The sequence below is a fragment of the Mesorhizobium sp. P3_A10 genome (assembly GCF_056403175.1).
Genome location: NZ_JBFUFZ010000008.1, coordinates 209,062 through 235,310 on the forward strand (window position 1 = coordinate 209,062; position 26,249 = coordinate 235,310).

General features: G+C 62.9%; 25 protein-coding genes and 1 riboswitch. Of the genes, 4 read left to right on the forward strand and 21 right to left on the reverse strand.

Going from position 1 to position 26,249, the window contains the following annotated elements; translation table 11 throughout:
• Positions 1-107: 107 nt before the first annotated feature.
• The 3 genes from AC1DXU_RS26785 (at position 108) to AC1DXU_RS26795 (ending at position 3,277) form a co-directional block, all read left to right on the forward strand.
• Positions 108-1,607, forward strand: a complete 1,500-nt coding sequence (locus AC1DXU_RS26785) for a helicase HerA domain-containing protein (protein WP_477373838.1) — start codon at positions 108-110, stop codon at positions 1,605-1,607.
• A 160-nt stretch (positions 1,608-1,767) separates the two neighbouring features.
• Positions 1,768-2,724, forward strand: a complete 957-nt coding sequence (locus AC1DXU_RS26790; protein WP_477373840.1) for a hypothetical protein — start codon at positions 1,768-1,770, stop codon at positions 2,722-2,724.
• Positions 2,725-2,836: 112 nt separating this feature from the next.
• Positions 2,837-3,277 (forward strand): hypothetical protein, encoded by a 441-nt coding sequence (locus AC1DXU_RS26795; protein WP_477373842.1) that lies wholly within the window; start codon positions 2,837-2,839, stop codon positions 3,275-3,277.
• A 148-nt stretch (positions 3,278-3,425) separates the two neighbouring features.
• Here AC1DXU_RS26795 and AC1DXU_RS26800 read toward each other — a convergent pair whose 3' ends face one another.
• Positions 3,426-4,208 carry an SDR family oxidoreductase gene (locus AC1DXU_RS26800; RefSeq protein ID WP_477373844.1) on the reverse strand — a complete coding sequence of 261 codons (783 nt, stop codon included), beginning with the start codon at positions 4,206-4,208 and terminating at the stop codon, positions 3,426-3,428.
• Between the two features lie 268 nt (positions 4,209-4,476).
• A complete protein-coding gene (locus tag AC1DXU_RS26805; protein WP_477373846.1) occupies positions 4,477-4,947 on the reverse strand; it encodes an NUDIX hydrolase in 471 nt (156 codons plus the stop codon).
• Between the two features lie 194 nt (positions 4,948-5,141).
• Here AC1DXU_RS26805 and AC1DXU_RS26810 point away from each other — a divergent pair, with 194 nt between their 5' ends.
• Complete coding sequence (locus AC1DXU_RS26810) at positions 5,142-5,675, forward strand: sterol desaturase family protein (protein WP_477373848.1); 534 nt, start codon at positions 5,142-5,144, stop codon at positions 5,673-5,675.
• A gap of 26 nt (positions 5,676-5,701) precedes the next feature.
• Here AC1DXU_RS26810 and rsgA read toward each other — a convergent pair whose 3' ends face one another.
• From rsgA to AC1DXU_RS26905, 19 genes are all read right to left on the reverse strand, one after another.
• A complete protein-coding gene (gene rsgA, locus AC1DXU_RS26815) occupies positions 5,702-6,727 on the reverse strand; it encodes a ribosome small subunit-dependent GTPase A (RefSeq protein WP_477373850.1) in 1,026 nt (341 codons plus the stop codon).
• A 209-nt stretch (positions 6,728-6,936) separates the two neighbouring features.
• A complete protein-coding gene (locus AC1DXU_RS26820; protein WP_477319108.1) occupies positions 6,937-8,085 on the reverse strand; it encodes a substrate-binding domain-containing protein in 1,149 nt (382 codons plus the stop codon).
• Positions 8,086-8,157: 72 nt separating this feature from the next.
• Positions 8,158-9,153 carry an ABC transporter permease gene (locus tag AC1DXU_RS26825; protein WP_477319110.1) on the reverse strand — a complete coding sequence of 332 codons (996 nt, stop codon included), beginning with the start codon at positions 9,151-9,153 and terminating at the stop codon, positions 8,158-8,160.
• The gene (locus AC1DXU_RS26830; RefSeq protein WP_477373880.1) at positions 9,150-10,733 is read right to left on the reverse strand and encodes a sugar ABC transporter ATP-binding protein; all 1,584 of its coding nucleotides are present in this window, start codon (positions 10,731-10,733) and stop codon (positions 9,150-9,152) included. Before AC1DXU_RS26830 ends, AC1DXU_RS26825 begins: the two co-directional genes overlap by 4 nt.
• A 134-nt stretch (positions 10,734-10,867) precedes the next feature.
• On the reverse strand, positions 10,868-11,599 hold the full coding sequence (locus tag AC1DXU_RS26835) for a DeoR family transcriptional regulator (protein ID WP_477373882.1): 732 nt from the start codon (positions 11,597-11,599) through the stop codon (positions 10,868-10,870).
• Positions 11,600-11,750: 151 nt separating this feature from the next.
• On the reverse strand, positions 11,751-12,854 hold the full coding sequence (locus AC1DXU_RS26840) for a glycosyltransferase family 4 protein (protein ID WP_477373852.1): 1,104 nt from the start codon (positions 12,852-12,854) through the stop codon (positions 11,751-11,753).
• A gap of 200 nt (positions 12,855-13,054) precedes the next feature.
• Positions 13,055-13,825 carry an SDR family oxidoreductase gene (locus AC1DXU_RS26845; RefSeq protein WP_477373854.1) on the reverse strand — a complete coding sequence of 257 codons (771 nt, stop codon included), beginning with the start codon at positions 13,823-13,825 and terminating at the stop codon, positions 13,055-13,057.
• A gap of 200 nt (positions 13,826-14,025) precedes the next feature.
• On the reverse strand, positions 14,026-14,619 hold the full coding sequence (locus tag AC1DXU_RS26850) for a HupE/UreJ family protein (RefSeq protein WP_477373856.1): 594 nt from the start codon (positions 14,617-14,619) through the stop codon (positions 14,026-14,028).
• 47 nt (positions 14,620-14,666) lie between these two features.
• Positions 14,667-15,206 (reverse strand): hypothetical protein, encoded by a 540-nt coding sequence (locus AC1DXU_RS26855; RefSeq protein WP_477373857.1) that lies wholly within the window; start codon positions 15,204-15,206, stop codon positions 14,667-14,669.
• Positions 15,207-15,208: 2 nt separating this feature from the next.
• Positions 15,209-16,417, reverse strand: coding sequence for an agmatinase family protein (locus AC1DXU_RS26860; RefSeq protein WP_477373859.1), 1,209 nt, complete (start codon positions 16,415-16,417; stop codon positions 15,209-15,211).
• 11 nt (positions 16,418-16,428) lie between these two features.
• Positions 16,429-17,238, reverse strand: coding sequence for an ATP-binding cassette domain-containing protein (locus AC1DXU_RS26865; RefSeq protein WP_477373861.1), 810 nt, complete (start codon positions 17,236-17,238; stop codon positions 16,429-16,431).
• The gene (locus AC1DXU_RS26870; RefSeq protein ID WP_477373863.1) at positions 17,235-18,119 is read right to left on the reverse strand and encodes an ABC transporter permease; all 885 of its coding nucleotides are present in this window, start codon (positions 18,117-18,119) and stop codon (positions 17,235-17,237) included. Before AC1DXU_RS26870 ends, AC1DXU_RS26865 begins: the two co-directional genes overlap by 4 nt.
• 32 nt (positions 18,120-18,151) lie before the next feature.
• Positions 18,152-19,216 carry a putative urea ABC transporter substrate-binding protein gene (locus AC1DXU_RS26875; protein ID WP_477373865.1) on the reverse strand — a complete coding sequence of 355 codons (1,065 nt, stop codon included), beginning with the start codon at positions 19,214-19,216 and terminating at the stop codon, positions 18,152-18,154.
• A gap of 100 nt (positions 19,217-19,316) precedes the next feature.
• A riboswitch (guanidine-I (ykkC/yxkD leader) is annotated at positions 19,317-19,431 on the reverse strand.
• 502 nt (positions 19,432-19,933) lie between these two features.
• The gene (locus AC1DXU_RS26880; protein ID WP_477319130.1) at positions 19,934-20,686 is read right to left on the reverse strand and encodes a GGDEF domain-containing protein; all 753 of its coding nucleotides are present in this window, start codon (positions 20,684-20,686) and stop codon (positions 19,934-19,936) included.
• A gap of 272 nt (positions 20,687-20,958) precedes the next feature.
• Complete coding sequence (locus AC1DXU_RS26885; RefSeq protein ID WP_477373867.1) at positions 20,959-21,660, reverse strand: thermonuclease family protein; 702 nt, start codon at positions 21,658-21,660, stop codon at positions 20,959-20,961.
• Positions 21,661-21,693: 33 nt separating this feature from the next.
• Complete coding sequence (locus AC1DXU_RS26890; protein ID WP_477373869.1) at positions 21,694-22,893, reverse strand: type 1 periplasmic-binding domain-containing protein; 1,200 nt, start codon at positions 22,891-22,893, stop codon at positions 21,694-21,696.
• Between the two features lie 102 nt (positions 22,894-22,995).
• Entirely contained in the window at positions 22,996-23,640 is a 645-nt protein-coding gene (locus tag AC1DXU_RS26895; protein WP_477373871.1) for a lytic transglycosylase domain-containing protein, read from the reverse strand.
• A gap of 129 nt (positions 23,641-23,769) precedes the next feature.
• On the reverse strand, positions 23,770-24,141 hold the full coding sequence (locus AC1DXU_RS26900) for a hypothetical protein (protein ID WP_477373872.1): 372 nt from the start codon (positions 24,139-24,141) through the stop codon (positions 23,770-23,772).
• Between the two features lie 60 nt (positions 24,142-24,201).
• A partial coding sequence (locus AC1DXU_RS26905) for an Ig-like domain-containing protein (protein ID WP_477373873.1) occupies positions 24,202-26,249 on the reverse strand: 2,048 nt, incomplete at its 5' end.

A 26,249-nucleotide genomic window follows, 5' to 3' on the forward strand; every position in this document is an offset into this window, starting at 1 on the left:
AGGTGTGGCGCTTTGGCAGCATAGGTGTGGAACACCGGGCGGGCGGTGATCGCCCGCTCGACGGGCCGCGGTCAGGTTGATAAGCCCTCTCCCCAAGGAGAGTCGACATGACCGTTGCGATCGAGATGGGACAAACGACGGCGGGCGCGCCGGCGAGGCTGGATCTCGAGGAATTGCTGGCGACCCGCCTTCTGGTGCAGGGCAATTCGGGCTCCGGCAAATCGCATCTCTTGCGCCGGCTGCTCGAACAGAGCGCGCCCTGGGTGCAGCAGACCATCATCGACCCCGAAGGCGACTTTGTCTCGCTGGGTGACCGCTACGGCCATCTGGTGATCGATGCCGAGGAGCATACGGAACGCGGCCTGCAGGCGGCCGGCGAGCGGGCGCGCATGCATCGCGTCTCCACGGTGCTCAATCTCGAAGGGCTCGACGCCGAGAACCAGATGCGGCGCGCCGCCGCCTTCCTCGGCGGGCTGTTCGAGGTCGCCCGCGACCACTGGTACCCGATGCTGGTGGTGGTGGACGAGGCGCAGCTGTTCGCGCCGGCGGTCGCCGGCGAGGTGTCGGACGAAGCACGAAAACTCTCGCTCGGCGCAATGACCAATCTGATGTGCCGTGGCCGCAAACGCGGGCTTGCCGGCATCATCGCCACCCAGCGCCTGGCCAAGCTGGCCAAGAACGTCGCCGCCGAGGCTTCCAATTTCCTCATGGGCCGAACCTTCCTCGATATCGACATGGCGCGCGCCGCCGATCTTCTCGGCATGGAACGGCGCCAGGCCGAGGCTTTTCGCGACCTGGAGCGCGGGCAATTCATGGCGCTCGGTCCGGCGCTGTCGCGCCGTCCGCTGGGCCTGCGCATCGGCCCGACCGACACAAGCCCGCGCAACGGCACCCCGCGGCTGATGGCGATGCCGGAAGCGGGGCTGGAAGATGCCCGCGCGATCATCCTGGCGGCGCCGCCGCCGGAAACTGTCCGGCCGCAACGCCGCTCGTCGCCGGACCTGCTCGATCAACTGATGGCGGCGAAGTCGGCGACGCGGGAAATCCGTCCCGAAGTTGTGGAGCAGCCGATCAGCGCCGAGGATCTGGCGGAGCGGCGTGAGCGCATGGACCGCATTCTGCGCGCCGTGCTGGCGGAGCCCGATGCGGGCTTTCGAGTGCTCGGCGTGCTTTATCAGGAGTTCGTCGTCCGCTGCCGGATCGAGGGCCTTGCTTCGGTCGTGCCGGCCCTGCCGGAGTTCCGCCGCATGCTGACACGTGCCCGCGCCGGGCTTGGCTCCGATATGGCGGGGGATGATGCATGGCAGGATGTCTCGGTGCGCGCCTCGCTGCTGCCCGAGGATATGCAAGGCGTGTTCATGATGATTGCCCGTGCGGCAAAGGAGGGCTGGCCGTGCCCGGGCGATGCCGCGATTGCCCGCGCCTATGGCTCGCACTCGCTGCGCCGTGCCCGGCGCCTGCTGACCTATATCGAGGAGCAGGGCCTCATCGTCTGCCAGCTCGACGGCCTCGGCCGGCGCACCGTGACGCTGGTCGAACTCGCCTGGGCAACGGCACCCGGCGACCCCAATGCCGAGGAGGCGGGGCAGGCGAGTCTGGCTCTATGACGAGGCGGACGGGCCTACTTGGGCCTCTATGCCGCGTCGGCGCCCATGCCACGGTTCTTCCCGGCGCCGTGCGCTGAACAAGATGTGTTTCGCCGATTGGACCGCGGCGCTTTATGATCGCCTCCGATTCGCAAACGGTTTTGGCAGGAGAAGTGATCCGGTGCGGTTGAGATCTGTCCCGCTTGGTGTCGTTGGTATCCTGCTCATCGTCGCCCTGGCGGCGTCGGCCCGATCCTTTGCCGCGCCATCTGCCGTGCCGGCCTGGCTGCAGGCGCATGTCGGCGTGGGCGAAGGCCAGATCGCACAAGTGGTGCTCGACAGGGCGCGCGCGCTCTACCTGAAGAAGGTGAGCCAAGGCGCCGTCAAGAACCCTTGCTATTTCGCCATGGACGCGACACGTCCCGGCGATCTTGGCAACAATTTGCTGGGGCGCCGTTACTACGTCATCTGCGAAGCCGAGCAGTCGTTTCGAGCGATTTCGTCAGGTCACGGCGGCGGCCGCAATCTGAAAGGCATCGCCGATTTCTCGAACGGAAAACGCTGCGCGAAAAACTTCGGCAATGCGCTGGATTCGTCATTGACCGCCGGCGGCGCCTATATGACCAGCGAGGCGAAAACCTCGTTCAAGGGCTATTACCGCACCGGCGGCAAACAGGACGCGGCGTTGCTGCGCACCTTCATCCAGTTTGACGGCGAAGGCGAGGCCGGCAACGCCAGGCAACGGGTGATCGGCGGCCATGCGGCCCGCCTGCTCAAGGGAATGTGCCTGCGCAAGAACCCAAAAAGTTCCTACGCCGACCATGACGGTTTGGTGCCTTATGGCAAGCTGGTGGACTACCCCGGCGGCCGTAGCAATGGCTGCACCAGCTGGTCGCCGGCGGATGCAGAGCAGATGATCGCGATGGTGAAGGGCAACCCGACGACGCTCTACATTTACCCGGAATCGCGCGACATCGCGGCAGCGAAGTCAGGCGCCTATTGGAACGCATCCTGCCTGAAGGAAATCGGCGCCCCGAAATTCTGGCCGCGAAAGACCCTCGAACCGATCATCGAGCAATACAAGAAAGATCATCCGGCCCCGCCGCCGCAGCCGCTACCGATTTGTACGGGACCGTGAGGTTCCCGAAGCGCCTGCCCGGAACCAAATGACGGGCTAGATTGTTCAAGTTTGATTCGACGCCGACGAGCCCTGGCTGTTGGGTAAGCGGCAACTTTGTGGAGCTCTCATCATGAACATTTCATCCAGCTTTCGTTCACTCGCGGTAGCCGTCATCGCCGCAGGCGCTGTCGGTGCTGCAAGTGCAGCGCATGCCGACAGCGGCACGATCCGCTTTGCGGTCTACAAGGCGGCCTTCTTCGTCGGCGGCTCCGGAGGCGAGGGCACGCTGACCTTCCATGGCCGCAGCTATCCGATCACGGTCGGCGCAGTCTCGGGCGGCTTCGCCTTTGGGGTTTCCAAGACGTATTTCCGGGGTACCGTGCGCCATATCAGCAGGGTCCGAGATGCGACCGGGGTTTACGGGGCGGCGGGCGGTGGCGGCGCGCTCGGCAAAGGCGCCCAGGTGATCGTCATGACCAATGACAGGGGCGCCCAGCTCGAACTCACGGGCAGGCAGGTCGGGCTGCAGATCAACGCCGATCTCAGCGGCATGGCGATTTCGCTGAAGTAAGGGTCGGATCGTCACGTCCTGGATGGCCAAGCTTGCCTTGGGCTAAGGGCAATCGCGTATGGCCGGTGCTGTGATATGCGACTATCCTGCACCAGCACCAGCGGTTCGGCCAGCGACAGCGCCTCAATTACCCCGATCCAGAAGGCGCTCACCGGTTTGCCCCGATCACCGACTGTTCCTGGTCGATCACGGCGCCGGTCATCGGCCCGGCCGCGTCGGAAAGCAGGAAGACGGCAAGGTTGGCGATGTCGTTTGGCCTCAGCAGCCGGCCGAAAGGCTGCGCGGCGTTGGCCGTGTCGATCCAGCTCGGACCGTTGCCCAGCGTTTCGGCTTGCATGATGCGTTCGGCCGGCGTGTCGGTCCAGCCGACATTGATGCCGTTGACGCGGATGCGGTCGAAGCGATGGGCGTTGGCGGCGTTCTTGGTCAGCGTCGCCAGCGCGCCCTTGGTGGCGGAGTAGACGGCCAGTTCTGGCGAGCCGCAATGGGCGTTGACCGACAGGATGTTGACGATGCCGCCGCCCTGGCCGCGCTTGATCATGTCGGCGATGGCCGCCTGCATCAGGAAGAACGGCGCGCGCGCATTGACGGCAAAGAGCGAGGCCCAGTCGTCAAGGCTGGCATCGACGAAGGACGCACGGTCAGTGAGGCCGGCGGCGTTGACCAGCGCGTCGATGCGGCCGAAGCGGCTGACGCATTCCGCCGCCAGCAGCGCTGGTGCGTCAGGGTCCGCCAGGTCAGCGGCGACGAAAATAGTTGGCGTGCCGATCTGCGAAAGCTCAGCCGCCACCGCGTTGCCCCGCGTTGGTTCGCGGCCAGAAATCAGCAGGCCGCCGGCGCCGCTGTGCGCAAGCGTTTCCGCTATCGCACGACCGATGCCTTGCGTGGCGCCGGTGACCAGCACCACCTTGTCGTCGAGCCGAACCTCCATACGTCCTCCTGGAGTTTCCATTTTGCAGATATCGAACGACAATTTCCCGGCAGTCAATTGCGCCAGCGGCGGTCCGTGGGATGATAGCCGATCTCCCTCCTTGTGGGGGAGATGCCCGGCAGGGCAGAGGGGGGCGCTGTCCCGCCGACTTCTCGGTCAATCAGGCAGGCCATCTGAGGGTTTCGCGCGGAGACGGATCCTGCGGACAGTCAGTGATCCTTCGCGCCCCCCTCTGGCCTGCCGGCCATCTCCCCCACGAGGGGGGAGATCACTCGATCTCTAGCTGCTTTGCCAAGTCCGACAGTATCGGGCGCTGACCTTGTAGAATTTTTGCCTCGGCCTCTGCCAGGCTGAACCAGCCTGCTCTGTCGACCTCCGGAAACTCCTTCATCAACCCAGACTTCGGCGGCCATTCCATGGTGAAGCTGTTGCTCTTGATGGTGGCGACATCGATCTCGGTCAGCGCCTCGACGGACCAGGCCATGACGATCTTGCCGCCCGGTTGGCTGTAGTCGCCAAGGCGCGCGAAGGGGCCATCGATCTTAAGGCCCAGCTCTTCCTCGGTCTCGCGTTGCGCGGCCGTCAATTCGTCCTCATCCTCGCCGACGAGGCCCTTCGGTATCGACCAGGCACCATCGTCCTTCTTCGCCCAGAACGGTCCACCGGGATGAACCAGCAGCACCCGAACATTGTCATCGGCCCGACGGTAGATCAGCAATCCCGCACTGCGTTTTACCATTTCGATACTCTCGTTTGCGAAGCTGGTTCCAACGGGCAGCGCCTGAGGATTGTCACCGAACCCCTGGATGCATACCTTATGCCGACCAATTGCGACGTTATGTCAGGCGCATCTGTATTGCTCCCCAACCGAGAATACGCAATCTGGATGCAGCCGCGAATCTACAGCGCCAAAGACTAGCCGGGGCGTCCTCAATGCAACTGGGTCTTATCGGCTACTATAGCGACTTCGTTGTCTATCCGCTGGTGATCGCCGTGCTGGCAGTGGCCGGGCTGCGCGAGGCCGGCGAAAGCAATGCGCCAGGCTGGATAGCCACGGTCATTGCGTGTCTCTGTCTGTGGACGCTGACCGAATATCTCCTGCACAGGTTCGTGCTTCACCACATTCCCCACATCAGGGATCTGCATGATCGTCACCATGTCGAAGAGCGCAGTTCCGTGGGCACGCCGACCTGGCTCAGCCTCGGCGTGCATGCGCTGATCGCGTTTTTCCCGGTATGGATGGTGTCGGATTTTTCAACGGCAAGCGCGGTCAGCTGCGGGCTGATGCTGGGCTACCTCTGGTACATCAGCACCCACCACATCATTCATCACTGGCACCCCGCCCATCCGAGCTATCTGTACACGCTCAAGCGCCGCCATGCGGTGCATCACCACGTCGACGAAACGGTCAATTTCGGCGTGACGTCAGCCTTCTGGGACAGGGTGTTTGGCACGGCGCGGCTCTAAGGGACCGAGGGGTATGCCTCAGCCGATCAACGCCGCTTTCCGCGACCGCCGGGGGATTTCGCTCCACGAGGCCCGCTCTGAACCGGCGTGTTGTTCTGGTTTTCGTCGGACAGTTTGCGCCAGCGGGCAAGGCGCTCCGGAGCGAGCGTACCAGCCTTCAAGGCAGCCTGCACCGCGCAGCCAGGTTCGTGGACGTGGGTGCAGTCGCGGAATTTGCACAGCGGGGCAAGTTCGGTGATTTCGGCAAACAGCGTGTCGATGCCGTAGGCGACGTCGCTGACCTGCAGCGTGCGCATTCCCGGCGTGTCGATCACCCAGCCGCCGCCGGCAATGGCGTGCAGCGATCGCGCGGTGGTGGTGTGGCGTCCCTTGGCGTCGTGTTCGCGAATGCCGGCGGTCTGTTGCGGCAATTGCTGCGCCGATCCGGCCAGCGTGTTGACCAGCGTCGATTTGCCGACGCCGGACGAACCGACCAGCGCCACCGTCTGGCCCGCGCCGCACCAGGCGGCTAAAGCGGTTGCGGCGTCTGATATGCGCGGGTTCAACATCACCACCGCCAGGCCGCGCTGCAGTGCTGCGGCTTGGCTTTGATACGCCTCGGCGTCTTCAGCCGTATCGGCCTTGGTCAGCAGGATCACCGGCGTCGTTCCGGCCTCGTTGGCCAGCGCCAGATAGCGTTCGAGCCGGGCGATGTTGAAGTCGGCATTGCAGGAGGTGACGATGAACAGCGTGTCGACATTGGCCGCGGCCAGCTGCGGGGTCCTGCCGCCCTGGGTGCGGCGCTCCAGCACCGTCTTCCGGGTCAGGCGGCGCTGCAGCAGATGCGTGTGGGGCTCGACCAGCACCCAGTCGCCAACGGCATAGTCGCCGGTGTTGGCATTGGCCGGCAGTGTCAGATCTGTCTGCCCTGTCTGCGATATTCCGGCCAGGCGGTCACGGTGCACCGTGGCAATGCGCGTCGGAACGAGGCCTGTCTCATCGGGCTCAAGCTGATCGCTGAAAAAATCCGTCCAGCCCAGGCTTGCGAGGGAGTCCGTCACGGCTTTGACCAAGGCGTCACAGACATCGGAGGTATCCTTGGCACATGCTGCGACAACAGCCTCTCGGGATTGGCGATGATGCGAGCCGTTCTATGGGCGGCGTGGCGGGATTTGGCAAGCGACGTCAAGTCATCAAAAGCAATCGGGAGGCCTGGCATCGCCAAGCCTCCCGAAGTTTGTTGCTGATCGTCGGCGGAGATTCCGCCGCGCCCCACTACAGCTCAATTACACGCAGGCTTGGCGCTGTTGCAGGCGTCGAGCAGTTCCTGCGGCGGGTCCTTGTGGAACACCGTCTTGAACGATTCCAGCACGTTGGACTGCACGACGGGCAGGGACTGCACACCGACCCAGGCCGGCGGCGTCTGGCCGATCAGCGCCTTCATCATGGCCAGCGCTTCGGCAACGCCCTGATCGTAGGGCCGCTGCGATCCGGTGGCCTTGAGCGGACCGCCCTTGGCGATCTCGATCGCCGATTGCAGGCCGAGATCGACGGTGGCGATCGGGATGTCGATGCCCTGGGCGCGCATGGATGACAGCGTATCGAGCGCCGGCTGGTCCCACACCGCATACAGGCCCTTCACATCAGGATTGCCGGTCAGGAAGTCGCCGGCGATCTGCGACACCTTCGACGGATCGGTGAAGTCGACCTGCTTCATGATGATGTCGGGACGGTTCTTCTTCATCCACTCGGAAACGCCCTTGGTGCGCTCATTGGTGCTGAAATAGTCGACGCCGAAATTCACCAGGCCGATCGTGCCGCCCTGCGGCATGCAGGAGGCGAGGATCGTCGCCGCGATCTGGCCATTGCCCTGGCTGTCGGCCGAGACCATGGTGGCAAAATCCTCAGGATGCTTGAGGCCGGTCGGGATGCTATCCATGAAGACCAGCTTGATGCCGGCCTGCTGCACCTTCTTGTAGGTCGGCGCCGTCGCGGTGAAGTCGACCGGGATCGAGATGATGCCGTCGGGATGCTGCTGGATGGTGTTCTCGATGTCGGCAATCTGCTTGTCCACCTGATATTCGGCCGAGGCCACGCCGGTGACGGTGACGCCATATTTCTTCAGCGTCTCGCTGATGCCTTGCACCTGCAGCTGCGACCAGTCGAGATTGACCGTCTGCATGGAAATGCCGACCTTGAAATTGCCGGCCTTGACCTTGGCGGCCTCGTCGTCGGTCAGCGCCAGTTCGTCGGGCGAAGCGGCCTTTTCCCCATTCGGGCCTTGCCCGACAATGCCCTTCGGGCCGAGCGTGGCCAGGTCGACGCCGGTAACGCAGGTGGCCGGCACTTCGGCGAGGCTGACTACGGTCGACAGCGCCAGTGCGCTCGCCGCCAGGCCCAGTATTGTGGTCAGGCGTGATGGATGTTGCATGCTTTCTCCTCCGTTGGTCGTCTCCTCGCCCCATGATTGGGTGAGGCATTTGCGTTCCCGGATCGCGGCGGTCTACCTCTTGGTGAAGGCAACTGCGGCGACGATGATGGCTCCCTTGATGACAAGCTGAAGCGATGAGCTGACGCCCAGCAAAACCAGCCCGTTGTTGAGCGTGCCGATGATCAGGCTGCCGAGCAGTGTGCCCAGCACAAAGCCGCGCCCGCCAAACAGGCTGCAGCCGCCAAGGATGACCGAGGCGATGACGTCGAGTTCCATGCCTTGGACGACGTCAGGCCGCGCCGCGTGCGAGCGCGCCGAAAGCACCAGCGACGCAAGGCCGGCAAGCGTACCAGTCAGCACGAAGGCCAGTGTCGTGACCTGCTTGATATGGATGCCGGAATAGAGTGCTGCCGTCGGATTGCCGCCGGCGGCGTAGATTCGGCGGCCATAGACGCTGTAGTGAAGCAGCAGGATGCCCGCCACGGTCACCGCCAGCGTCCAGATGATCGGAGCCGGAATGCCGAGCAGCGAACCCTCGCCGAAGATGGCAAAGTAATTCTCGTTGGTGATGATGACCGGCTTGGTGTTGGTCACCATCAGCGCCAGGCCACGCGCGGCGCTGAGCGTGCCAAGCGTGACCAGGAAGGACGGGATGGCGAGCTGCATCGTCAGCACGCCGTTGATCAGGCCGATCAGGGCGCCGGTGCCAAGCCCGGCCACGGCGCCGACGATCCAGCTGTTGTAGACGAACGACATGGCAAGGGCGGCACTCATGCCGGACAGCGCCAGCGTCGAGGCGACCGACAGATCGATCTGTCTGGAGATGATGACGAAGGTCATGCCGACGGCGATGATCGACACCAAAGTCGTCTGGCGGCCGATGTTGAGGAAATTGTCGATCGACAGGAACCACGGCGATGCCAGGCTGAAAACGATCAGCATCACCAGGAAGGCGAGATAGAGCATGTAGGGCCGCTCGCCCTGGACGAGATGCTGCAGGATCGAGCGTCCGCCGGCGGACTGAGCCGATGCGGGTTTCGCCTGAGAGGCCAGTTCGCTGTCGGTCATGCCGCCCTTTCTCCCGAAGACTGCAAGAGCTGGACCATGTGGTGCAGATCCTCCGCGCTGCCGAGATCGGCGCGCGCAATCGTCTTGACGATGCTGCCGTCGACGACGATCGAGACGCGGTCGCAAAGCAGCAGCAGTTCGGCCAGGTCCGACGAAACCAGAAGCACGCCGGTTCCGGCCTTGGCCGCGGTGCGGATGACGCCGTAAATCTCCTCGCGCGCGCCGACATCGACGCCGACCGTCGGTTCGTCGAGCAGCAGCACGCGCGGGCGCGGCTCGTTCCATTTTCCGAAGACCACCTTCTGCTGGTTGCCTCCGGACAGGTTTTTGACGGTGGTCGAAGCGTTCGGCGCCTTCACCTTGAGCTTGCGCATGGCGCCGTCGGCCTGCTCGACCGAAGCGCGATGCTGCAGCCAGCCCCAGCGCGAAAAATCCGGCAGTCGCGGCAGTGTGAGGTTGCGCTCGATAGAGTGCTCGAGAACCAGCCCCTGGACATGGCGGTCCTCCGGCACCAGTGCCATGCCGCGCCGGATGGCTTGCGCGGTATCCGTGTTATTCAGGGAGATGCCGTCGAGCGTCACATCGCCGTTCTGAACGGGCCGCACTCCAAAGATGGTTTGCAGGATCTCGGTGCGGCCGCTGCCGATCAGGCCGGCCAGGCCATGGATCTCGCCCGCGTGCAGATCGAGATGGACGCGGTCGAGCCGGTCGTTGCTGACTGCGGAAAGCGCAAGCACGGGTGTCTTGCCCTGCGATGGTGACCCCTGCCGCGCGTCGACCGATCCGGCATCCGTCGCACCCGCTTCCGCTTGGAGAACCGCATGCTCGGGGCCGACAATTGCGCCGACAAGCTGCCGCATATCGGTTTGCGCGGTGACGAACGTTCCGGCGTTGAGGCCGTCACGAAACACCGTCACGCGCTGCGAGATGCGAAAGACCTCGTTGAGGCGATGGGTGACGTAGATCACGCCAACGCCGCGGGCGGTTACCGCGCGGATCGCGTCGAACAGGATACGCTCCTCATCATCGGTCAGCGCCGAGGTGGGTTCGTCCAGAACCAGCAGCCGCACGTCGCCCATCAGCGCCTTGCTGATCTCCGTCATCTGGCGATAGGCAAACGGCAGCGAGCCGACGGTTGCGCGCGGGTCGAGCGGAATCTTGTGCTCGCGAAGGAAGCTTGTCGCCGTCTCCATCAGCTGCCGCTTCTTCAGAAACCCGAAGCGGTTGCGCGGCTCGCGCCCGAGCATCAGATTGGCGGCGACCGAGAGCGACTCGACCAGGCTCAAATCCTGGTAGACGACGGCGACACCGGCCTGGCGCGACTGCGATGGTGAGCCGAACGATACCGGCCGGCCATCGATCGCGATCGATCCGCCGTCATGCATATGCACGCCACTGAGGATCTTGATCAGCGTCGATTTGCCGGCGCCATTTTCACCGAGCAGGGCATGCACTTCGCCTGGCAATATCTCGAGGTTCACACCGCGCAGCGCCTGCACGCCGCCAAACCTCTTGCTGACGCCCTCGACGCGCAGCAAGGGTGTTCCCGACACTGGTGAAATCGAACCGTGTCCGATCATCACGCCCGCATTGCCTCCCTGTTGACCGGTGCGATCGTCGCATCGGTCGGCAACTTCTTGCAATTTCTGTTACTTTTTTTGTGACTTTTCCATCAGATCGTCGAAAAGTCAAACGCGGAAATTTGCGTCAGAGGTCAGGCCTCGTGCAGCTTCGTCTCGCCGTGCTCGGTGATGACGGCGTCGAACCCGGCGACAGGGGAGAAGAAGGCGCGCTTCAGTTTGCCAAGCTTGCTCGAGTCGACGACAAGATAGTTCTCGCGCGCCAAAGCCATCACCTTTTGCTTCACCACCGCCTCATGAAAATGCTCGCAGGTGGCACCGCGTTTGTCGTCGACACCGGCGGCCGAGAGGAATGCCACGTTTATGCCGACACTGGTGAGGATGTCGAAGTCATGGGTCCCCGAAAACGACGCCGATGCAGGGTGGTAGACGCCGCCGAGCATGATGATGGTCACATTGGGCTTGCGGGCCAGGCGTTCAGCGACGTTCATTGCATAACATATTGCGGTTATTTGATAATTTTCGGGAATGAGATCGATGAGATGAACCAGTGTGGTGCCGCAGTCGATGAAGATCGTTTCGTCGGGGCGGAGTTTTTGAACGGCATGCAAGCAGGCGTCGCGCTTGGCAGCCGCATGGCTGTCGGCGGCGGTCGCAAGTTCATAAGGAACGTCAGCTTCGATCTGGGCTGCCGACATGATGTGCCCGCCCAGGTAGGCGAAATGCTCCGGGTTTTCAGCGACATCCCGGCGAACCGTCATTTCCGACACGCCGAGCAGCACGGATGCCTCGCTCAGATGGATGACACGACGTTCCGACAACGCGTTGATCAACCTCACCGTCCTCTGGGCCTTGCGTGCAGTCATGTCTTTTTGCTCTTGTTTGGAATCTGTGATAAATTTGACAAGAGATGTTATCGCCGCGCAAGCGATTGTCAAATCTTATCAACACCGCAGGCCGATGCGGCGGCTTCAACGTCCTTTGGCGGGTCGTGACAACATCTGCGACAGGCTTTGGCTACCAAAGGTCCCCGGCAACAAGCCTGGCTGCCTCCGAATGGCCGTTGGACAAGGTCGGGTTTGCGCCGAAGCGCGCCCCGGCTGCCGACCATGCGGCCAGTTGGCCCGCCGACTGCGCAACTGAAAGCGCGTCCATCAGATCACGGTGCAGGTACGCCCCCTTCAGCACCACGCCAGCGTTCGCCTGTTCGACAAAAGCGGCGAAGCCGCATGTCTCGCTGACAATCACCGGCAGCCCGTTGGCGAGTGCCTCCAGAATAACCGTTCCCGCGGTTTCAATTCGCGCCGGATGAAGCAGGATATCGGCTGCCGCCATCAGTTCGGGCACATCGCTGCGGATGCCTGCAAATATGACGCGCTGCCGATCGCGGGCGGCAACCTTTGCCTGCAGCCAACGAGCCATGTCACTGTTTGGGACAATTCCGCAGACAAGCCAGATTGTTTCCGGGTGGGCTGCCAGGGCGGCCGCAACGCGATCGAAACCCTTCACCCAGGCGGACGATCCGATCGACAGCCAGACGGGTGCCTCTTCTGGAATACCCAGTTCGGACCGCAAACGTTGACGCGTCCCATCGGTGCGCAGGCCAGGCAGCCGTCGGGCAGGGTCAAGATTGGGGGAGATGCGGCGGAATCGGCTGTCGGGCGTATCCCAGACACGCTGATATTCATCTTGCTGATGCGCAGTCAGCATGATCAGGCACGTTCGGCTCCGGGGCTCGAAGCAGGCCTGCTCCAACTGCATCTGGGCGCGATAGCGGGGCGAAAAAGGGCGCCAGAATCCTGTCTTTACCGCGGCATAGGAGCGATCGCCCGAGTAATAGATATCCAGATCCGGTAATCTGTTGAAACCGACGATCCGGTCGAACTCCCGACGGCGAGACAGCAGTGTCTTGCCAAGCGCAATATCGCGACCGGGATTGGTCGGCACATGGCTTTTGACGACATGAACGTTACAGCCTGGATCTGCCGCCGCTCCACGGATTTCCGTCGTCAAAATCGTGACGTCATGGCCAGCCGCGATAAGGTGCCTGGCGACGGAAATGCAATCCCGCTGCAGCCCGCCATAAGTCGACAAATTGCTAATGGCCATGCCGAGGCGCATCTGAGGCTTTCAGTCCCGACGGTTTAAACCAGCCAAAACAACATGTTCGCGGTCGAGCACATGAGCGGTTGCGTATGCATTTTGCAACAACCTATGGGATCATAACCGGCGTGACTGAAAAAGAATTTAATCAACTTCACGTGACGGCATATCGGCGTATTGTGCCGAGAATCGGGCGCGGTTTCGCCGCCCGGCGATCGTCACATCTGCACCGACATTCCACCGTCCACGGTCAGAACATGGCCGTTGACGAAGGAAGCCGCGTCACTGGCAAGGAAGAGGGCGGCGCCGGCGATTTCCTGCGGCTGTCCCCAGCGCTGCAACGGAACCCGCTGGCGGGCGAAGGCGAGCATATCGGGATTTTCGGCAAGTGCTGCGTTGGTCTCGGTTGCGAACATCCCCGGAGCAATGGCGTTGCTCGTCACCCCGTGCGCGCCATACTCGACGGCCATGCTGCGCATCAGGCCGGTCAGCCCCTGCTTGGCGGCGGGATAGATGGCATCGCCGGACCGCGCCATTTCGCCGGAGATCGAAGTCACCGCGATCAGCCGGCCATGACCTTGCGCCTTCATGATTTCCGCCGCGTCGCGCGACAGCGAGATCGCCGACAGGAGATCGGTCCGGATCAGGTCATGGATCTCGTCGTCGCCGAAGGCGGCGAGCGGCCGCCTATCGCGGGCGCCGACATTGTTGACGAGAATATCGAGCCTGCCGTGGGTCTTGCGGATATCCGCGATCACTGCGCGGCCTGCCTGCATGTCGGCCATGTCGAAGGCCGCTGCCTGCGCACTGCCGCCGCCCTTGGCGAGGGCGGCGACGGCACTGTCGAGCGTTGCGGCGTTGCGTCCGCTGACAACCACATGGGCGCCAGCCTCGGCAAAGGCACGCGCGATCTCGAAGCCGAGCCCACGCCCGCCTCCGGTGATCAGCGCCACGCGTCCGCCTAAGGAAAATCTGTCGAAAATGCTCATGCCCGGCGAGCCTCACTATGCACAGAGATACCCGCGGCCGGCATGAACCTGGTCGCGGGTTTGATCTCTGGCGGATGCGATCAGAGCCGCTCAGCCCGGATCTTCAGGATCTGGTACAGCATGTTTCGAATGCGCTGCCAAACGGTCAGTCGCTTGATCATGCCTTCCCCTCCTGTTGCTCGCTGATGTCATAGGCCCATTCAGATAATCTGCGCCGCCAGCGCCACGCCGACCAATGAGGTGCCGACGCCTGCCGTGCGGATGGCGCCCGGCCAGCGCCGAAGCGTCAGGGCGGCCAGCGCACCGGTCGCGTGCAAGGCCGAAGTGGCGACCACGAAGCCAACCGCGTAGGCGATGCCGCTGGCCGTCTCGGGAATTTCGAGGCCGTGGGCGTTGCCGTGGAAGAGCCCGAAGAGGGCGGCCAGCGACGCGGCGGCGGCCAGAGGCAAGGGTCTGGCGAGCGCCATCATGGCGCCAAACATTACCAGCGACAGAGCGATGCCGGACTCCAGCGACGGCAAGCCCATCCCGGCCATGCCGAGCAGGGCGCCGGTGATCATCGCCGCGACAAAACATGACGGCACGACGACGATGGCTTTGCCGCCGGTCCGGGCGGCAATGATGCCGACAGCCATCATGGCAAGCAGATGGTCGATGCCGGCCATCGGGTGTTCAAAGCCGCTCGCAAAGCCGTGGACATGGAAGCCACCGCTGTGGGCGAAAGCCAGGGATGGGGTGAGGACTGCGGCGACGGTCAGGGCGAGCCTGCCGAGGATCGAAAGCGTTGGTTTCATCGTTCTGGACCTGTTTGAAAGAGGTGTGATCGGTTGGAAGCCGGAGCTCATTGTCCGGATCCCGGCATGGCGAATTGCGCGGCACCGGATCGGTCGGCAAGAAGCCGCGCCTGGCTGAAATCAAGAGGCCTTTGCCCGGTGCCGTCATGGTAGACGAAGGCCAGACGCCGCCGTCGCGACGTCAGTTTCGCGGGCAGCGGATGATACGTCACGCCGGCGCCGCCGATCAGCGGCATGACGGCGCCGACATCGACCATGTCCTGCGTCTCGACGCGCAGAAGATGCAGCCGCGAGCCGTCGGCGGTTTCGCCGACAAAGGGAATCCCGGCGAGGCGCAGGAAACTGGACGGATCCGGCGCCCGCGAAAACCCTTCGAGAAAGGCGATCTCGACGAGGTCGAGATCCATCGTCCTGGGGTCGGCGGGTTCGGGCGCATGGTCGTGCGGCAGGTGCGGCGTCTGCCATTGTAACGGCTTGCCGGCCGGCCCGTTGTGGCCGACCGGGTGCGGATGATGATGGTGACCATTCGGCCCATAGTGGTGGCCGTCGCCGAGGTCATGGTCGTGGTGATGATGATCCTCATGCATGGTCAAAAACTCGTCGGCTTGTCGATGATGGATTTGTGCTTGCCGAGATTGCCATGGGCGACCATCGAGCCGAGCGCCTCGACGACAACCCGCACGCCAAACAGCGCCGTGATGTCCGACGTGTCGTAGGGCGGCGACACCTCGACCACTTCCAGTCCGCAGATGCCGGGCGCCGAAACGAGCCCGAGCAGCTTCAACGCCTCGCGCGGCAGGAAGCCGCCTGGCTCCGGCCAGCCCGTGCCGGGCACGAAACCGCAATCGATGCTGTCGACATCGAAGGAGATGTAGACCGCGTCGGTGTCCTTCCATGCGAGCTCGAGCGCGATCTCCGCCGCCTTCTCCAGCCCCATCTGTTCGATGTCGGAAATCGTCAGCACGTTGGTGCCGCGCTTCCTCGCTTCGGCGACGCCGTAGCGGGGCACCTGCCAGCCGCCGATGCCGAGCTGCACCAGATTGGTTGCCGAGACGTTCGGCAGGTTGGTCGCCCAGTACCAGGGCGTGGTGTGCATGCGCTCGTCGAGATCCTTTTCCTGGATGTCGATATGGCGGTCGAAATGGATGATGCCGATCCGTTTCGAGGTCACGTCGGCAATGCCGCGCACGCACGGAAATCCGATCGAATGGTCGCCGCCCAGCATGATCGGCAGCGCGCCGGAAGAGGCGACATGGCTGACGCCCTTGGTGATCTGGTCGAAGCTCTTTTCGAGATTGGCGGGAATGGTGAAGACGTCGCCGGCGTCGCACAGTGTCATCTGCTCGCGCAGGTCGACACCGAGCTCATAGTTGTACGGCGTGTAGAGCGCCGAGATGCGGCGCATGCCTTGCGGTCCGAAGCGGGTTCCGGGCCGGTAGGTGGTGCCGCTGTCGAAAGGAATGCCCATGACGGCGGCGTCATATCTGCCGACATCGCGGACATTCTCGACATAGGGCGCCTTGAGGAAGGTGTTGATGCCGGCGAAATGCGGCAGCTCGCCGCGTGCGAATGTCGGGATCGACTTGTCGATGATCGAATCCGATCCCGGCAGGCCCATGTCCAGCGCCCATTTCTGTTCCTTGCGCCAGCCGTCCTCGGGCAGCTTTCCTTCCGCCTCGATCGACTTCCAGCCCTGCATTTCGCGGATTTCGAAGTTCGGATGGTGGAAACGCTGGCGTGGCTGACGATCGGTGAGCCCGGCGCGGCGATGCCGGCGTTCTGGACTGTCTGTGTGCATGAAAACCTCCTTCACGACGCCGTCGTCGCAATTGCGCTGTCCAGTCGGGTCGTCCCGACCATCGCGGCCACTTTGGCCACGTCTCGTGCGGAAGCCCGGTTCTTGCGGTCGAGCTTCAGATCGTAGGTGATCGTCGCGCCATAGGCGGACGGGAACTGGGGGTCGTGGCGCACCTTGTCGAAGACCAGCACGCGGGTGCCGAGCTTGAAGGCCTCGCCGATATCGTGGGTGACCATGACGACGGTCATGCTGTGCTCGCTCCACAGCTCGGTCAGCAGTTCGTGCATCTCGACGCGAATGCCGGGATCGAGCGCGCCGAACGGCTCGTCGAGAAGCAGGATCTGCGGTCTGCCGAGCAAGGTCTGGGCGATCGCCAGCCGCTGCTGCATGCCGCCCGAGAGTGAGGCCGGATAGAGATCGCGCGCATGGGCGAGGCCGACGCGTTCCAGCATGGTTTCGGCCTGTTGCCTGGCGCTTTTGCGCCTGGCGCCGAAGACACGGCCGAACGGCCCGCCAGAGCGAAAGTCCTCGACCAGCAGCAGGTTCTGCAGGGCAGTCAGATGTGGAAACACCGAATAGCGCTGGAAGACGATGCCGCGTTGCGGCGTCGGTTCCGGCACGATCGGCCGGTCGCCGACAACGACCACTCCGCCGCTCTGCTGTTCCTGGCCGAGCAGGATGCGCAGGAAGGTCGATTTTCCGCAGCCGCTGGCGCCGACCAGCGACAGGAACTCACCGGCCTCGGCGGTGACATTGACGCGCTCCAGCACGCGGGCATCGCCGTAGCTCTTCTCCAGCCCATGGACGATGATGCGGCTCATTTGTTTTGCACCGGATGAGCCCAGGGGGAGATGAGGTGCGAAAGCCGCACCAGCAGCCAGTCGGTGATGACGGCAAGCAAGGTGATCCAGGCGACGTAAGGCAGGATCACATCCATCGACAGATAGCGGCGAACGAGGAAGATGCGGTAACCCAGTCCCTCCGTGGAGGCGATGGCTTCGGCCGCGATCAGGAACAGCCAGGCCGGTCCCAGTGCCAGCCGCACGCAGGTGATGAGGCGCGGCATGACCTGCGGCAGCACCAGCCGCAGCACCATGGTCCAGCTGTTGCCGCCGAGCGTCTGCGCCTTGGCGACGAGTTCGGGCGGCAATTCCATCACCCGGTTGGCGATGTCGCGCACCATGACCGGTGCGACGCCGACGGCGATCAAGGTGATCTTGGCGGTTTCGCCGAGGCCGAGTGCGATGAACAGGATCGGCAGCAACGCCAATGGCGGGATGACGCAGACGACGGTGACGAAGGGCAGCAGAAAGGCCCTGACGCGCGGGATGAAGCCGATGGCGACGCCAAGGCAAAGTGCGACGAGCGTGGCCACACCCACGCCTGCGAACAGCCTGATCAGACTGGCAAACGTGTCGGCCCAGAGAATCAGGTCGCCGGAACGCTTGTCCGGTACCGTCGCCAGGTCGAAAAAGGCCGACCACATCTGTGCCGGGGAGGGCAACAGCTTGTCGCTGGGATTGACGGCCAGTCTTTGCGCCGAAGCCAAGAGATAGGCGATCGCCACGGCGGCAAACGGCAGCGCCCCAAGCAGCAAGGCTCCGCCGCGCGAGACCGTCGCGTTGATGAGGCGAAGCCGCACCCTCGGCCTGCGCCGGGGCGGGGGCGCGACTTCAGCCCCCGTCTCGGGCACAGCGTTCATGGTGCCGGTTCCCTTGGCCAGCATGTCGCGCCCTACAGCGTTCCAGCCGCCGCCAGGGCCATGTAGGCAGGGTCGAAACGCAATTTGACGTTCTTGGCGTCGCCCAGCGTCGAGCCGTCGGGGAAGCTCATGCCGATCACGTCGACGCTCGGCGCATTGGTGCCGAGGATGCCGTGGCTGAACAAGAAGTTGCGGACCAGATCCATGGTCTTCGGCAATTCGGCGCCGTTGGTGAATGCGACCGCCTTGGCCGGCTCGAAGAACATCGCCGTCGATGCAAGCTGGGCGTCGAAGCCGGCAAGATCGGTACCCGATGCCTTGGCCATTTCTTCCTTGGCCGCCTTGCCTTCGGGTGTGCCCGAAGTCATCAACGCCATCGCTTCGTACCAGGCGCCAACCAGCGCCTTGCCCAAGGCCGGATTGTCCTTCAGCGTCGCCGTGTTGACGACCATCATGTCGATGATCTCGCCGGGAATCTGCGTCGAATCGAATACTTTGTGGGCGCCCGGCATGGCTGCGATTTCCGAGACCAGCGGATTCCAGGTGACGACGGAGGTGACGTCGCTGGTGCCGTAGGCGGCGACCATATCGGCATCGGAGGTGTTGACCACCGTGATGTCCTTCTCGGCGAGCCCGACCGTGTCCAGCGCGCGCGCCAGCAGATAGTGCGAGACCGAGAGCTCGACGAGATTGACCTTCTGGCCGGCAATGTCCTTGAGGGTGTCCTTGTCCTTGAGGATGACGGCGTCGTTGCCGTTGGAGAAGTCGCCAACGATCAAGGCGGTCGTATCGACGCCGCCGCCGGCCGGGATCGACAGCGCGTCCATATTGGTCATCGAGCAGCCGTCAAAGCCGCCGGCAGTGTATTGATTGATGCTTTCGACATAGTCGTTGATGCGGGTGATCTCGACATTGATGCCGTATTTGTCGGCCCATTTCTTCATGATGCCGCTGTCGGAGAGATAGCCCCAGGGCATCCAGCCGACATAGATCGACCAGCAGATCTTGAAGTCCTTCTTGGGCGCCGCTTGCGCGGCTGCGAGGAAGGGAAGGCTGAGTGACGCGGCGAGGATGATTGCGGCCAGCTTGCGAAGCATTGCGTACCCCTGTTTGCGATCCGGATTGCGTCCGGACGTCTGTTGGGGGTTCACGGAGCGCGCATCCGGGAGAGGTTCGCGCCAGCAAACCCGTGCAGGGTTCTCCCGGGATTTTGGCCCGCCGTGTTCCGCCGGATGCTTCAATGCACCCCTGGCGGTCGCGTCTCTTGGACCAGCGCCGTGATGACACGGCCGGAACCCTAGACGCTCTGCACATCAGCAACGAAGCAAGGGGCGTGCCAGTCCGGAAATGCCGCGCTGCGGCTGTTTTCGCCTGGATTTGAAGGCAGTCGCATCATCCGGTGGCGCAAAAATCATCGCTGCGCCGCCAGATTAGGCAGCCGGATGGGCAGGGCGCACGCGCGGCCGCTTGGCACCCCGGCGAGTTCGGAGAGAGCGCCAAGGCGTTTCCCCGGGCAGGAGGAAGAAGATAGCCGGCGCCGCAGGGGGCGGGGGGTGGGATTGGGGTTTCCCGAAGCGCCGGCCAAGCGGAAATCAAGTCCGCTGCAGGAACAAGCTAGCAGAGGTCGGGCCAGTTCATATTCCGTGATCGCGGAACTGGCGGAGAGAGCCGGATTCGATTTTCGGCCGCAAGCCAAGCGATCCAAGGCTTTCAGCAAATATTGCTACAAAGAATGTTGCGCCAGCGGTGCGGACACGAGCCGGCCGGCCGCACCCTTTGTCACCGGAGGAGATTTCGTCGCGATCGTTTCGGCGCTAGTTGTGAAGGTGCGACAATTGAAATCCAGTTTCGAGGTCGACGCCGGATAGCAGCGATTCCGCTGATCGGAACATGTCTTCGAACTGCAGCTCGCTTTCAAACACCACGCCGCCAACGCTGATAGCCAGGGCATCCTCGGTTCCTTTTGGCGCGAAATAGACTTGCGCCACGCGGGTTCGGATACGCTCGCCGATTTCCTTGGCGTCGGCTTCTGTCGCGCCGGGGAGAAACACGCCGAACATGGCAGTTCCGATGCGACCGACCAGATCTTCCTTGCGCACCGACGATTGGATCGTCACCGCTATCAACCGCAAGGCTTCGTCTCCCCATCCGAGACCAAAGCGCAGATTGATGGACCTGATATGCTCGGGGTGGATGACCAGGAAGGCACCCGATCTTGGACCCGGCGCTGACGGTCTTGTTGCTCGCCTTTCAACCATCGACGTGAAGGCCGCCCCGTTCAAGCAGCCTGTCAGGCTGTCAAAGGTTGCCGACTTGTTGAGTTCTTGTCGATAACGACGGCTCTCAATCTGCTTCAAACCAATGAATAGAAAAAGCGGGACACCAACGACGACTGGCAACAGGATTGCCGTGATCATGCTGCGGCCAAATGGCGTCAGCCCTTCAGCGAACAACAGCAGATAGTTGAGGACAAGAGAAAACCCCAGAATTCCCGCGGTTCCGAGAAAGGTCAGCCATGCGACGCCTTTCCATGCCTGGGGGGAGGTGTTCGCCATCTCTTTTGTCACTAGCCGATCTCCTGTCAGATAGGCTGGTATAAGGCCGGCAAGTTACAATTTTGGCCTGAAGAAACAATAAAATTTGATGAATTGGGCTGAATAACCTCTGACCCCAACTGGCCGCAAGGCGAGCTTAAATTGTCCAGAAGAAAATTACGCCCTGACGGTTAACAAGATCGTCAGCGTCACCTGAACAACCCCGCGCGGTTCCCTTGTCCGGCTGATGTTGCTCCAGCTTCGTCCGGTGATGGTTGCATGGAGGTTCCAAAAAGGCGAGCCGACTATCGTGGCGGGCCGAATATGCCCATCTCCGCGTGCCTGGCCGTCGCCTCCGCCTTGCCGTAGATGCCGCTCGGCAAGGCCGTTGCCCAGCCGTTGGAAACAAGCCAGGCGCCGACGTCCTGGTTGCCCAGCTTGCACGGTGCGGCAATGGTAAAACGATCGATTTCCGGCGGCACGAAGCATTTAAGCGCCCGGCCGCGCAGCCAGGAATTGAAAGCTGCGCGTGCACGCTGGCCGCATGGCCAGGAGGCGACATCGTGAAGCGAACAGGTCCTATCCGGGTCGACGCTCTGGACCCCGCTGATGACCACCTTGCGACCCATGGATTCGAAAATCGCGGACGACGTGGCAATCGGACTGTAAAGCAGGATCTCGCGCCAGTCGTTCGGCATTGGCGTTTTCGGAGGTACGGCGAGACTGAGTTCGCTGAGTGGCGGACGAGGCTCGATCCGCTCGATCTCTGAGGGATCAAGTGGTGGTGGAGCGATCAGGTCCTGCGCAATCTTGCGTGCTCGCCGTCGCGCGTCGGGAACGGCCGCGACCGGTCGGGTTGCCGGCTCGCCGCCAATATCCAGAGATGGCGCAAGAGCTGGTCGATCGACAGAAAGCCATGCCGCGGCCTGAATGATCAGGAAGACCCCGGCCAGAAGCTCGAGGCCGCCGAGCGTGATCGCCAGGTGGTTGCGACCCAGCCTGGCCATCAGCTCGAGCAGGTTCCCGAGGCTTCTTCCCGCTCAGAAGCTCGACGTCGATTTCGCAACCTGTTTGAGAGCACCCTTTTGAACCCGATAGAACGGCATCGATCGTTGGCTGGACCCATCTGGGCGAAAGCGGAACAAACCTGTCGATCCGCGAAACCCGTTCGGATTTTCGAGAACCTGCTTGCTGAAGCCATCAGGTCCGACCGCGCTGGCAATCCCTGCAGTCAGGGCAACCATATCATAGGCATAGGCGACGTTGACGTCTGCCTGGTAATTATAGGTGGCCTTGAAGCGGTCGGCGATAGGCCCGGTTTCGCTCGGATCGAGCGTGGCGATATAAGCCCCTTCAAACAGCGGATCCATCGGGCGCTCCAGCCAGCGGTTTGTTCCCACGACAGCAATTGCCTTTCCCGGGATACCCTTCGACTTCAGGGCGGCAAGGACTTGCGAGGGGCTGTCGTCTCCGCTGGCGAGGATGACGGCGTCGGGAGTGTCCACGAGAGAGCCCATGTCGGTCACCGCCTTAGTGCCGCCGTCGCCGGCCGAATACGGGATGGTGACCGCCAGCGTCGCACCATAGATGCTGAGGCTGTTGGCGACCCGCTTTTCAACCCCGCTGGCGTCGGCGCCGGCCGCGACAAGCAGCACGAACTTCTTGCTGCCTTTCGCCGCCAGGCCCGCGGCGCCTGCTGCCGCGCTGTCGGCTTCGCTGAGGCGCACGGCATAGACGCCGGGGCCGCCGGCGAAATTGTCGGCCAGCGCCAACACCGGTGGCCGCGTTGATCCCGACAGTTTGGCAACATGCTGGGCTGACGGCAGTTCAACCGGGCCGATGACGACTTTCGCCTCGGTGGTGATCGCCTTCACCGCCATTTCGCTGGCGTGCGCGCTGTCGCCCTTTGTGTCCTCGACCGTCAGCGTGAGCAATCCGTTGCCAAGATCCGCCATAGCGAGCTTGGCGCCATCGAGCATCTTCCTGCCGTTTTCTCCCACGGTTCCAGGAGCGGAAAGAGGTAGCAGCATCGTGATCTTGGTCGAGCCGGTGCCGAGTGACTGGGTCGCCTGGGCCGGACCGGCCACAGCGCCGCCAGCTTGCGCTCCTGGCGCGGCAATCGCAGCCGGATCAAGAGCATCGGAAACGCTGCCTTTCGACTGGCAACCCGACATTAGTACAGCGAGTGCAAATGCGATCGCCCCTGTCCGCAGACAACGGACCTGTCGGCCAGCTTCCATGAATGCTCCACCCTATATGCCGCCGGATGTTCTTCCCGGTCTGATCTTCAACTCACATTACGGCGGACTTGCATCGCCGTCTTGTAATTCCTGGGTCATGGTTTAGCCGTCGAAGAGCCGGCCTCTGAGCGCCTTGATCCGGCTCGCTTGCCCTGCACTTCGATAGTCGGCGCATTTCATGTATCGCGGCCCGGGAACGAACACCCGGCGCACGCAAACCCGTTTTTCCTGCACAGAGGCACCATCGTCTTCTCCAGCCGAAAATGCGGAAAAGCCGAATGTTGCCACCGGCAAAGGCCCCGTGACCTCGAAGCCTTCCCTGGCCAGGATCGCGCGCGCACGCCGGCAGTAGCGGACCGAAAGTGCAGAGAACCTGTTTTCATTGTGCCCGGCGCGATACTTCATGACCGTCGTGCACAGGTCGCCGGCGGCAATTCTGTTTGCCTGCGCAAGATATCTTACGCCAAGCGCTATGTTGGTTGCGGGCAGGCCGAGTTCATCAAGCGAGCCTCGGAAGCCAAGCATTCGCGCCGTTGCCGGCATCACCTGCATCAGGCCGACTTCGCCGTCGGCGCCGTGCACATCGGGATCGAACCCGCTTTCTATCTCCATCACCGCATGCGCCAGCACCGGCTCCAGGCCGTAGATCGATGCCTGACAGCTCGCAAACGCCTTGAATGTCTCTCGCGTCCATTCCTGGGCTGCAAGACAGCGAACTGGCGGAGACTGATGGTATCTGCTGGCCAACGGCCGTTCCAACCAGTTGGCGTGGGCTTGAGTGGCAAAGCCGACCAACGCGATCGCTCCAGCGATCGCGCTCAACACTGGTCCGTCGGCTATCATTGTCAGCCAACCGGCGCGTCTTCGCCCTTCCGGTCAGTGCATGTACTCGACCATGCGATCGTGAAAACACTCGCATTTGTTGAGGGTATCTTCGTCCTTGTAGTTTGTCTTCAGGTAGCCGTAAGCCATGCCGCAGGCGACCTTGGCTTCCGATGCCCAGACGAAGACAGGGCGGGACGAATTGATCCATTCCGAGCTGTTGGCGGCGGCGACCGACTCGTCCATCAGTTTCACCACCTGGGCCTTGAGATCGACGATGTTGTCGTTCAGCACCAGGTTCGACGTGCCGACCGTGCGGCAATAGTCGGCCACCGGCCCTTCGATGATGTCGGCGGCATAACCCGTCGACCCGACTGCCAGCAACAGCGTCGCAGCGGAAACCAGCAGTCTTGCAGAACGTTTCATGATGAGCTCCCCTAGGTATTAGCAATGTATAACATGATCGCGTGGCCACGCGCCATGCCGTTAGACCAAGTTTGCCGTGGTTGTATGCTGGGTTACGCCATCGTCGTAGAGAAGCGTGATCGTGTTGGCCGCAGGCAAGTTCTGCAGCGTCGCGACATCGACGAAATTGGCGCCGCCGGTGGTGCCGTTGGCGTCGACGCTGAGCGTGCCCGTTGCCGCATTGTAGTTGACGAAGTCGCCGACATTGGCGCCGCCGGGTGCGGTGTCGAACAAGGACGACAGGTCGATCTTGTCGCCATGCCCGCCGACACCGCTGTAGTCGACAATGAGGTCCTTGATGTCCAGGCCGTCGAGCTTGAACGTGTCGGCTCCCGCTCCACCGGTCATGGTGTCCTGGCCGAGACCCCCGATCAGAACGTCGTTGCCGTCGCCACCGCTGATGAGGTCGTTGCCGGCTCCGCCGCTGATGAAGTCGTTGCCGCCCCGGCCGATGATGACGTCGTTGCCGCCATTGCCGTTGAGATTGTCGATGCCGGACGTTCCGTAGATCTGGTCGGCCAGCGTCGCATCGCCATTCACCACAATGCCGGGGTCGCCCGGATCATGCGAGAAGAACGAGAAGTTGACGTTGCGGGCCTGCCAGTTGCCGCCGTTGTTGTCGAAATAGGACAGCGTCCATGTGTCTCCCGCTGTCGGCGGATGCGCGATCAAATAGCTGGCAAGCGTGGTGGCAGTGGCATTGCCGCCAGCGTCCAGAAGGAAGACGTGATCGTAGTCTACTGTCGCCTTCATCTGGCCCGTGGCCGCATCGTAGAACCAGGTCTGCTCGAATGTTCCGGCGGTCAGATCGTCTTCGACGACTGCGAAGTGATTGGTGCCGATTCTGATTTCAACCTGAACCTCCTGTTCGCGATGAGAGCCGGCGCTGCCGTCGTTGAAGGCTCCGGGGTCTCGTTCGCCGACGGGAATAGGTACCGTATTGGGCTGTTGCTGGAAGTCGGTATAAACCACCACCGTCGCGCTATGTGGATCGGCCAGGATCGCGTTCACTGTCGCTGCCGACAGGGCAAGCGTCGTGACCTGATCATTGCCTGACGTAAGCGGGCTGCTGCCATTGCCGATCTGTGATGTGTCGCTGGGCAGGCTGTTCGGCGGCACTTCGTGGATGCCGACCGTCTGCGCGACGTGGGTGTGGCCATCATAGACGTCCAGCGACAGGTTGTTGTTGACCGTGTCGGTTTGTGATGCGGTCGGCCGATAGACGAGGTCGTCCAGCAAGTTGATGCCGCCGGACGGATTGTAGAGCACGGTTCCGGCGGTCAGGGCGACATAGGTCACACCGTTGAAGTAGAACGTCCCGGTCGGGATCGTTCCTGTCGCCGTGACGATGAGGTTATCGCCGTCCGCGTCTGTCGGGATCGAGACCAGCAGCGGATATCCGTTCGGATAGCTGGGCGTGCTGAGCGTTTGCTGCGCCGGGTCGCTCGACATCCAGTTCTGGGTGTTGGCAACAACGGGTGCATCATTGACGTCGGTCAGGTTGATGGTCAGCGTCGTCGTCGACAGGTCGCCGTCGCCGTCCTTGATGGTGTAGACGAACACGTCGGTGGTGTTCGCGTTGATGCTATGGGCCGTCGACTGGTAGGTGTAGGAGCCGTCGGCGTTGAGATGCAGCGTGCCGTGCAGGCCCGCAATGTCGGTGTTGACACCGCCCGATACCGCTGTTGTGGTGTTGCCGCCGGCCGCCCGTACGCCATCGATCGTGGCCCCGTCGGCGCCGGCGACGTCGTTGACGAGCACGCCCGCCGCTGCCAACACGGTGAGCAAAGCGCCCTCGTTGACATTGCCGATGTCGGCGACTGCCGTCGGCACGTCGTCGACGATGTTGACGGACAGGGTGCCCGTGGCGTTCTGGCCGTCCTGGTCGGTGAGCGAGACGGCAAGGTTCTCGAACAGGCTGTTGGTGGCCAGGCCGGTGGCATGGGCCTCATTGTCGAGCAGCGTGTAGGAGTAGCTGACGGTGCCGGTTGCGGGATTGTAGCCGGTCACGTTCAGCGTATTGCCGAGCGCGGTGGTGAAGGAGCTGGCGGTGAATACGCCGTTGGTGA

What these genes read in the sequence shown, in the direction of transcription:
- AC1DXU_RS26860 (WP_477373859.1), bottom strand. Translation starts at nt 16,417, where the DNA reads ATGCACACAGACAGTCCAGAACGCCGGCATCGCCGCGCCGGGCTCACC.
- AC1DXU_RS26820 (WP_477319108.1), bottom strand. Translation starts at nt 8,085, where the DNA reads ATGCAACATCCATCACGCCTGACCACAATACTGGGCCTGGCGGCGAGC.
- AC1DXU_RS26835 (WP_477373882.1), bottom strand. Translation starts at nt 11,599, where the DNA reads ATGACTGCACGCAAGGCCCAGAGGACGGTGAGGTTGATCAACGCGTTG.
- AC1DXU_RS26845 (WP_477373854.1), bottom strand. Translation starts at nt 13,825, where the DNA reads ATGAGCATTTTCGACAGATTTTCCTTAGGCGGACGCGTGGCGCTGATC.
- AC1DXU_RS26810 (WP_477373848.1), top strand. Translation starts at nt 5,142, where the DNA reads ATGCAACTGGGTCTTATCGGCTACTATAGCGACTTCGTTGTCTATCCG.
- AC1DXU_RS26800 (WP_477373844.1), bottom strand. Translation starts at nt 4,208, where the DNA reads ATGGAGGTTCGGCTCGACGACAAGGTGGTGCTGGTCACCGGCGCCACG.
- AC1DXU_RS26785 (WP_477373838.1), top strand. Translation starts at nt 108, where the DNA reads ATGACCGTTGCGATCGAGATGGGACAAACGACGGCGGGCGCGCCGGCG.
- AC1DXU_RS26900 (WP_477373872.1), bottom strand. Translation starts at nt 24,141, where the DNA reads ATGAAACGTTCTGCAAGACTGCTGGTTTCCGCTGCGACGCTGTTGCTG.
- AC1DXU_RS26890 (WP_477373869.1), bottom strand. Translation starts at nt 22,893, where the DNA reads ATGGAAGCTGGCCGACAGGTCCGTTGTCTGCGGACAGGGGCGATCGCA.
- AC1DXU_RS26885 (WP_477373867.1), bottom strand. Translation starts at nt 21,660, where the DNA reads ATGGCCAGGCTGGGTCGCAACCACCTGGCGATCACGCTCGGCGGCCTC.
- AC1DXU_RS26850 (WP_477373856.1), bottom strand. Translation starts at nt 14,619, where the DNA reads ATGAAACCAACGCTTTCGATCCTCGGCAGGCTCGCCCTGACCGTCGCC.
- AC1DXU_RS26865 (WP_477373861.1), bottom strand. Translation starts at nt 17,238, where the DNA reads ATGAGCCGCATCATCGTCCATGGGCTGGAGAAGAGCTACGGCGATGCC.
- AC1DXU_RS26870 (WP_477373863.1), bottom strand. Translation starts at nt 18,119, where the DNA reads ATGAACGCTGTGCCCGAGACGGGGGCTGAAGTCGCGCCCCCGCCCCGG.
- AC1DXU_RS26855 (WP_477373857.1), bottom strand. Translation starts at nt 15,206, where the DNA reads ATGCATGAGGATCATCATCACCACGACCATGACCTCGGCGACGGCCAC.
- AC1DXU_RS26830 (WP_477373880.1), bottom strand. Translation starts at nt 10,733, where the DNA reads ATGATCGGACACGGTTCGATTTCACCAGTGTCGGGAACACCCTTGCTG.
- AC1DXU_RS26875 (WP_477373865.1), bottom strand. Translation starts at nt 19,216, where the DNA reads ATGCTTCGCAAGCTGGCCGCAATCATCCTCGCCGCGTCACTCAGCCTT.
- AC1DXU_RS26840 (WP_477373852.1), bottom strand. Translation starts at nt 12,854, where the DNA reads ATGCGCCTCGGCATGGCCATTAGCAATTTGTCGACTTATGGCGGGCTG.
- AC1DXU_RS26795 (WP_477373842.1), top strand. Translation starts at nt 2,837, where the DNA reads ATGAACATTTCATCCAGCTTTCGTTCACTCGCGGTAGCCGTCATCGCC.
- AC1DXU_RS26825 (WP_477319110.1), bottom strand. Translation starts at nt 9,153, where the DNA reads ATGACCGACAGCGAACTGGCCTCTCAGGCGAAACCCGCATCGGCTCAG.
- AC1DXU_RS26805 (WP_477373846.1), bottom strand. Translation starts at nt 4,947, where the DNA reads ATGGTAAAACGCAGTGCGGGATTGCTGATCTACCGTCGGGCCGATGAC.